Origin of the sequence: Micromonospora sp. NPDC126480, from assembly GCF_040302465.1 — a bacterium.
Classification (GTDB): domain Bacteria; phylum Actinomycetota; class Actinomycetes; order Mycobacteriales; family Micromonosporaceae; genus Micromonospora.
The window spans coordinates 383,053-390,400 of the sequence record NZ_JBEORU010000001.1 but is presented as its reverse complement, the minus strand read 5'-3'; the positions used below and the strand labels follow the sequence as shown (position 1 = coordinate 390,400).

The 7,348-nt window shown below is 73.2% G+C and carries 5 protein-coding genes; all 5 read right to left on the bottom strand.

Annotated elements, in window-relative coordinates; all coding sequences use genetic code 11:
• Window positions 1-126 precede the first annotated feature (126 nt).
• The gene (locus ABTW87_RS01880) at window positions 127-1,434 is read right to left on the bottom strand and encodes an ABC transporter ATP-binding protein (protein ID WP_350647559.1); all 1,308 of its coding nucleotides are present in this window, start codon (window positions 1,432-1,434) and stop codon (window positions 127-129) included.
• A 153-nt stretch (window positions 1,435-1,587) separates the two neighbouring features.
• Window positions 1,588-3,798: a bifunctional glycosyltransferase/CDP-glycerol:glycerophosphate glycerophosphotransferase gene (locus tag ABTW87_RS01875; RefSeq protein ID WP_350647557.1), complete on the bottom strand. Its 2,211-nt coding sequence runs from the start codon at window positions 3,796-3,798 to the stop codon at window positions 1,588-1,590.
• Between the two features lie 13 nt (window positions 3,799-3,811).
• The gene (locus ABTW87_RS01870; RefSeq protein WP_350647555.1) at window positions 3,812-5,764 is read right to left on the bottom strand and encodes a DUF5941 domain-containing protein; all 1,953 of its coding nucleotides are present in this window, start codon (window positions 5,762-5,764) and stop codon (window positions 3,812-3,814) included.
• Window positions 5,761-6,510, bottom strand: coding sequence for an ABC transporter ATP-binding protein (locus ABTW87_RS01865; RefSeq protein WP_350647553.1), 750 nt, complete (start codon window positions 6,508-6,510; stop codon window positions 5,761-5,763). Before ABTW87_RS01865 ends, ABTW87_RS01870 begins: the two co-directional genes overlap by 4 nt.
• Complete coding sequence (locus ABTW87_RS01860) at window positions 6,511-7,338, bottom strand: ABC transporter permease (RefSeq protein ID WP_350647551.1); 828 nt, start codon at window positions 7,336-7,338, stop codon at window positions 6,511-6,513. It lies immediately after the preceding gene.
• Between the last annotated feature and the right edge of the window lie 10 nt (window positions 7,339-7,348).

The following is a 7,348-nucleotide window of genomic DNA, read 5'->3' as shown; positions in this document are numbered from 1 at the left end:
TTCTTACGACCCTGCGGCCCTCGATCACTGCGGACCTCGAAGACCATCACAACCCCTGAAACAGTCAGGTGTTGCAACGATCCCTAGAACCCAAGCCGGAGGCGTTAACAGGGGGCCCTTCCTTACTCAGCGCCAGCCTACGTCGATGCGGTCGCCGCGCTCGTCGAAGAAGTGCAGGGCATCCATCCGGACCTGGACCGCGAGCTGGTGGCCGGGCGACACGGCCGGGTACGGCGCCAGCCGCACCGCCAGCTCCGCCGGGCGGCGATGGTGCCGGCCGGGATCGGGGAGGACGCTGGTCCGGGTGCCGGCCATCGGCGCGGCCTCCTCCATCGGCTGGTCGGCGGCCCGGCCGGTGATCCGCTGCACCACCTGGTTGAACCGGCGCAGGCCGCGCTGCCCCACCGGCGTCGACTCCACCGGCGCGCCCATCTCGTCGACGACGACCGCGGTGGCTCCGATGTCGAGGAAGGCGAGTGACTCGTGCCCGTGGTGCTCCAGGTAGCGGATGCGGCCGTACAGGACGTCGCCCGGGGTGTCGGGGGCGACCGGGGTGAGCGCCTCGGCCCGCATGCCGACCACGATCCGCTCGCCGTGGTAGTGGGCCACCGCCCGGCTGCGGATGTCGTCCCACGGCAGGTAGAGCGCCTGCTCCCCGAGGGTGAGCGTGACGTACCGGTCCAGGTGCACGTAGACCGACGCCTCCAGCAGGTTCATCCGGGGGCTGCCGAGGAACGCCGCCACGTACAGGGTGGCCGGGCGCCCGTACACCTGGGTGGGGGTGCCGACGTCCTGGAGGACGCCCTTGCGCATGATCGCCACCCGGTCGGCCATGGTCAGCGCCTCGGCCTGGTCGTGCGTGACGTAGAGGGTGGTCACGCCCAGCTCGCGGGTCAGGCCGGAGATCTCCGCCCGCAGTTCGGCGCGGAGCCCGCTGTCGAGGTTGGACAGCGGCTCGTCCATGAGGAACAGGCCGGGCCGGCGCACGATCGCCCGCCCCATCGCCACCCGCTGGCGCTGGCCGCCGGAGAGCTGGCCGGGCCGGCGGGCGAGGACGTCGCCGATGCCGAGCGCGCCGGCGACGTCGGCGACCCGCTCGCCCCGCCGCTCCGGCTCCAGACCGGCCAGCCGCAACGGGAAGGCGATGTTGTCGCCGACGCTCATGTGCGGGTAGAGAGCGAAGTCCTGGAAGACCATCGCCACGCCCCGGTCGCGGGGCGGCAGGTCGTTGGCCAGCTCCCCGTCGAGGAGCACGGCTCCTGAGGTCGGGTCCTCGAGACCGGCGACCATGCGCAGCACCGTCGACTTGCCGCAGCCGGAGGGGCCCAGCAGCACCATGAACTCTCCGTCGTTGACGTCGAGGTTCACGCTGTCGACGGCGCGCGTACCGTCGTTGAAGACCTTGGTCACATCCTTGAGCGCGACGGTGGTCACCGTCTCCTCCCCCAGCTCGTCGGCCGAACCCGGGAATGACTGTGACGAGGAGCACCCAATTTGCACATCGGGTGAACGTGCCATGTTGAGGCCGTGACAGTCCTATTACGCGCCATCGATCCGCATTAATGCGACAATCCCGGCATCGGGCAGTCAGCGGGCCTGCTCCGGCTCCGGCCGCTCACCGAGGAAGACGCGTCGGACCACCCGCTCGGCGGCGTGACCGTCGTCCAGCCGGCAGAACCGGTCGCGGAACCGGCGTCGCGCCTCCTCCGCCTCCGGTCCGCGTACCGCCCCGGACCGGAACACGTCGAGCAGGCCGGCGAAGTCCAGCGCCACCGCACCCGGCGGCTCGGCGGTCACGTCGAAGTAGACACCGCGCGCCAGCCGGTACGCCTCCCGGTCCGGCGCGTACACGACGATCGGCCGGTCCAGCACCGCGTAGTCGAACATCGCCGACGAATAGTCGGTGACCAGCACGTCGGCGGCGAGATAGAGGTCCTCCACCCGCGGGTGGGCGCTGACGTCGCGTACCCGGTCCCGGGTCACCGCCCGCAGCGCCCGCCGCTCCCGGTCGTGGAAGTAGTGGCTGCGCATCAGCAGCCGTCCGGACGGCCCGAGCGCGGCGAGGAACCGGTCCGGGTCGAACGGCGGCCGGTAGCCCGGCAGGTGCTCGCGGTGCGTCGGCGCGTACAGGACGACCTGCTCGCCGATGCCCAGGCCCAGCTCGGCCCGGATCCGCAGCACGTCGTCGGCGGTCGCGGTGACCAGCCGGTCGTTGCGCGGGTACCCGACCTCCAACGTGGTGTACGCCGCCGGGTACGCCCGCTCCCACATCTGTGTGGAGAAGCTGTTCGAGGTGATGCTGTAGTCCCACCGGTCGACCCGGCGCAGCAGCCCGGCGAAGTCCATCCCCACCGCCCCGATCGGGTAGCGCTGCTGGTCCAGCCCCATCACCTTGACCGGGGTGCCGTGGTGGGTCTGCACGTGGACGGTGCCGGGGCGCTTGCGGACGAAGTCCGGGAAGTTGACGTTGTTGACCAGCCAGCGGGCCCGCGCCAGCACCCGGTACTCGGCCGGGGTGCCGGCCACCACGTACTCGACGCCTGCCGGCAGCCCGCCCACCCGGTCCCGCCGGACGATCCACACGCCGCGCACGTCCGGGGCGAGGCGGCGGGCCGCCTCGTGGATGGCCGCCGGGTTGCAGGCGTAACCGCGGTACCAGTACGCGGCGTAGACCGCCAGCTTCGGGTCCACCGGTCGCAGCAGCTCGGCGCGGTAGTACTCGCGCAGCACGGCGTCCCGGGCCAGCCGGGCGCCGCGCCGGGCGGCCGGCATCACCCGCCGCCGCACCCGGCGTGCCTGTCGGGCGGCGACGTCCCGCGCCCGGTACGCGCCACGCAGCGCGCTGAACGTCCGCCACCGGCCGTCGGCGACCAGGCGGTGCTTGAGGCCCTCCGCACCGCCCGGCACCGGGTAGCCCTGTGCGGGGCGCCAGCGGGCGTGGTCGGCGGTGATCTGGGCGAAGAAGCCCGGGCGCAGCTCCGGGGCGATCCGCTCGCCGTTGCCGAGCACCGTCAGGTAGTGCCAGATCATCCGCTCGAAGAGCACCGGGCGCAGCTCGTCGACCGCCGGTCCCCACTCGTCCAGCAGCCGGAACACCCGGTGCCACTGCGCGAAGACCTCGAAGTGCCGGTCGCCGCGGGTACGGGTGATCGCGCCGGCCCGGCGCTGCCGGTAGTTCACACACACCCGGTCCAGCACCCCGATCCGTTCGGCGAGCAGGAGCGCCGGGTAGCTGAACGAGACGTCCTCGTACCAGCCGGGCGCGAAGCGCAGCCCGTGGTCGAGCAGGAAGTCCCGGCGCAGCACCTTGTTCCACGCCGTGTGCAGCAGGTGGATCGCCTCCGGCCGCTCACGCAGCCGGAACGTCCCCGGCCCGGGCGGGTCGGGGTAGACGTCGAGCATCCCACTGCGGGTGGCCGCCCCGCTCCACCACACCCGGACGTGGTCGACCACGAGCACGTCCGGGCGGGTGGCACGCAACCGCTCGGCGACCTCGGTGAGGCACTCCGGGGCCAGCCAGTCGTCGCCGTCGACGAACCACACGTACTCGCCGGTGGCCCGGTCCAGCCCGGCGTTGCGGGCTGGGCCGAGCCCGACGTTGCACGGCAGCCGGAGCGCGCGCACCCGCGGGTCGCGGGCCGCGTACTCGGTGAGGATCTCGCCGCTGCCGTCCGGCGAGCAGTCGTCGACACCGATCACCTCGATGTCGGTCTCCGGCTGCCCGAGGATCGAGTCGAGGCATTCGCGCAGGTAGCCCTGCACCCGGTAGGCCGGAACCACGAAGCTGATCAATGCCAACCGGCCGCCCCCGTCAGCCCGGCGAGCGGCCTCCGGCATCGACCGGGCCCACCGCCGCCCGCGCGGCGCGGGCGGGCGGGACCAGCCAGGCGAGGGCGACGCTCCCCACGAAAACCACGAGAAGGTACGCACCGAGTGTAACCATGCCAATGGTGGCAATTCCGGCGATCGCCGTGAGGGTCAGCAGCGCCGAGCGTCCCTCCCAGCCCAGGCTGGCGGCGTGCAGCGGCGGCCCGCCCTTGCGCTTCTCCTGCCGGGCGGTCAGGTCGTAGTGGTGCAGGGTGAGCACGAAGACGTACCCGAAGATCACCCAGGCCGGCACGTCGCCGAGCACGCCGACGGCGATCGCGAAGAGGTACTCGGCCGCCCGCAGCGCCGCCGGCACCAGCCAGTCCAACGCCCCGCCGTGCGCGGCGCGGCTGCCCAGCGCACCGACGAGCAGAACCGGCAGCGCCACCGCCGCCACCCACCGCGACGGTTCGACGGTCAGGGCCGCCACCAGCAGGGCCGCCGCCGCGAGTGCCGCCAGAACGGCCAGCACCAGCGGCCCGCGGACCACCGGCAGCGCGCGGGCCAGTGGACCGTCGTCGCGGTGCAGCGGGGTGTCGACCGTGTCGAGCACCCCGACCCGCATCGACCGGGCCCGCAGCGTACGCAGGCCGCCCGTGTACGCCAACGCGAGCACGCTCCACGCCAGCACGGCGAACAGCGCGATCCGCTGGTCGAACAGCGCCGCGAGCAACGCGACAAGCGCCCACCGCTCGCCGATCGGGAAGACCACCGTCCGCTTGAGCCAGTACGCGACCGAGCCGGTGTCCGCCTGCACCCGGTTGGACGCCGCGCTGAGCCGGTCACCGATCCCGCCGCCACCGGTGGCCGGCTTCGGTCGGCGGGCCGCCTCGTCGTGCATCGCCCCGTACCAGGTGTCGGTCATGTGCCGGACGGTCTGCAGGGTCATCGCGGCGATGGCGAGGGCCCACCCGTACCGGTACCCGGCGGCGGTCGCGCCGTACCCCAGGCCCGCGTAGACCACGTACTCCTTGGCCCGGTCGGCCATCGTGTCGAGCCAGCCGCCCCACGCGCTGAAGCTGCGGGTGTAGCGGGCGAGCTGGCCGTCCACGCAGTCCAGCACGAAGCCCAGGTACAGCAGCACCGCGCCGGCGACCAGCGCGGGCCGCCCGCCGGCGCCGAAGAGCAGCGCGGCGGCCACCGCGAACGCCACCGAGATCATCGTGACCGTGGTGGGGCTCAGGCGCAGCCGCGCCGCCGCCTTCGTCACGTACGGGGACCAGGTGCTCACGAAGTACGTGGTGAAGAAGTCGTCCCGCTCCTTCACCGACAGCCGCAACTCGGCCCGGTCCCCGTCCACGGCGGCCACGGCCGCCTCGGCGGCCGACAGTTCGGCGGCGTCGGTGACCCGGTGCGCGACGAGCAGGCGTACCCGGTGGGCGAAGGTCAGCGTGCCCCGGGCGGTGAGGTCGGCGAAGAGCCGGTCCACGGCGGGCCCGGTGCCGCCCGGGCCCTCGGCGGCGCGCGCGGCACCGACCGGCACCGCCGCGGCCGCCCGCGCCGCGGCGGCCAGCGCCGGCAGGTCCTCCGTACCGACCCGCAGCGCCCCGCCGAACGTGCCGGTGGCGCCGTCCAGCTCGTCCGGCGGCCCGGCGGCCACCACCTGACCCCGGTCCTCCCGCACCGCGGTACGCCCGGACGCCGGAGGGTCGGCGAGCACCAGCGCCACGGTCGGCCCGACCGGGCTGGTGGCGAGGTGCCGCAGGACGGCGGTGTGCGCGACCAGGTCGGCGCCGGTGACCAGCACCGGCCCGGTGGCCGCCTCCACCACGCCGGCAAGTGCCGCCAGGTCGGCGACGGGGCGCACCTCGTCGGCGCCGGCACGCCGGCACTGCTCGGCCAGCCGGTCCGCGAGGTCAACCGGCGCCCCGGCGGTCAGCACGATCGCGAGCGTCACCGGGGCACCGCCCGGTGGTACGCGGCCAGCGCCTCGTCGATGGTCCCGTCGACGGTCATCCGGCCGGCGTCGAGGTAGAACCCGCGACGGCAGAACCGGGTGAGATCCTGTTCGTTGTGTGACACCAGCACCAGAGTGCGCCCCTCCCCGAGCAGACGATCGATCGTCGCATAGCACTTCCGGCGGAACTCCGCGTCCCCGACCGCGGTCACCTCGTCCATGAGCAGGACGGGGTGCGGCAGGTGCGAGATGATCGCGAACCCGAGCCGGACCTTCATCCCGGACGAGTAGTGTCGCACCGACGTGTCGATGGCCCGCTGCACCTGCTCGCCCGCGAACGACACGATCTCGTCGAAGTGCCGGCGCAGATAGGCCGGGGAGAGGCCGTGCAGGCCGCCCACCAGGTAGAGGTTCTCCCGGCCGGTCAGCTCGCTGGAGAAGCCGGCGGACAGCTCCAGCAGCGGCGCCACGTCGCCCCGGACGCTGATGCGGCCCTCGTCGGGGATCAGGACCCCGGCGATCAACCGCAGCAGCGTGCTCTTCCCGGTGCCGTTGCGGCCGATCACCCCGACGGTGTCCCCAGCCGCGATCGAGAAGGACAGGTCACGCAGCGGCCAGAAGCGGCCGTCCGCGCGCCCGCCCCGCCGGCCCCGGTGGATGACCAGGTCCCGCAGCCGCAGCTGCCGGCGGCGGTTCCGGACGAACCGGATGCCGAGCCCGTCCGCCTCGATGATCGGGTCGGCCATTCACAGTTCCTTGAGGACGGCCGGTTCGAGGCGGCGGAACGTCCACCAGCCGACAGCGAACACCAGCAGGCTGCCGGCCACGGTGGTGGCGAGCAGCCGGGCGCCCGGGAACTCGTCCGGGTACCACACCGAGTGGTGCAGCTGGAAGATCCCGACCAGCGGGTTCAGCTCGTACGCCGTCCGCAGCCAGCCCGGCAGCGCGGAGTCCCGGACCAGGCTGAGCGGGTAGATGATCGGCGTGGCGTAGAACAGCACCCGGACGACCAGCCGCATGAACCGCTCCACGTCCCGCATCAGCACGTTGGCCGCGGAGAGCAGCAGCGCCAACCCGACGAGCAGGACGCCCTGCACGGCCACGGCCAGCGGCAGGACGAGGACCGACCAGCCGAGGTCGACCCGGCCCGCGACCGCGTACGCCACCGCGACCGCCACCAGGATCGGCAGGCCGGCCGCGTACTCGGCCACCCTGCCGGCGACCCGGCCGATCGGGAAGACCTGCCGCGGGATGTTCATCGTGGTGATCAACCGGGCCTGGCCGGTCAGCGCGTTCGTCGCCTCGCCCAGCGCCGAGCTGGTCCACATCCAGGCGAAGATCCCGGTGAGCAGGAACAGCGGGTACGAGTCGGCCGCCTCGCCCAGGTGCCGGCTGGTGTCCCGCTCGTACAGCACGCCGAAGACGAACCAGTAGATGGCGCCGAAGCCCAGCGGCTCGATCAGCGACCAGAAATAGCCGAGCACCGACTGCTGGTACTTGACCGCCAGGTCGCGCCGGACCAGGATGCGCAGCGCGTCGCGGTGGGACCAGAGCGCCCCGACGCCAGAGGTCACCGCGTCGCCT

Coding starts and splice junctions, on each gene's coding strand:
- ABTW87_RS01865 (WP_350647553.1), bottom strand. CDS start 6,510: ATGGCCGACCCGATCATCGAGGCGGACGGGCTCGGCATCCGGTTCGTC.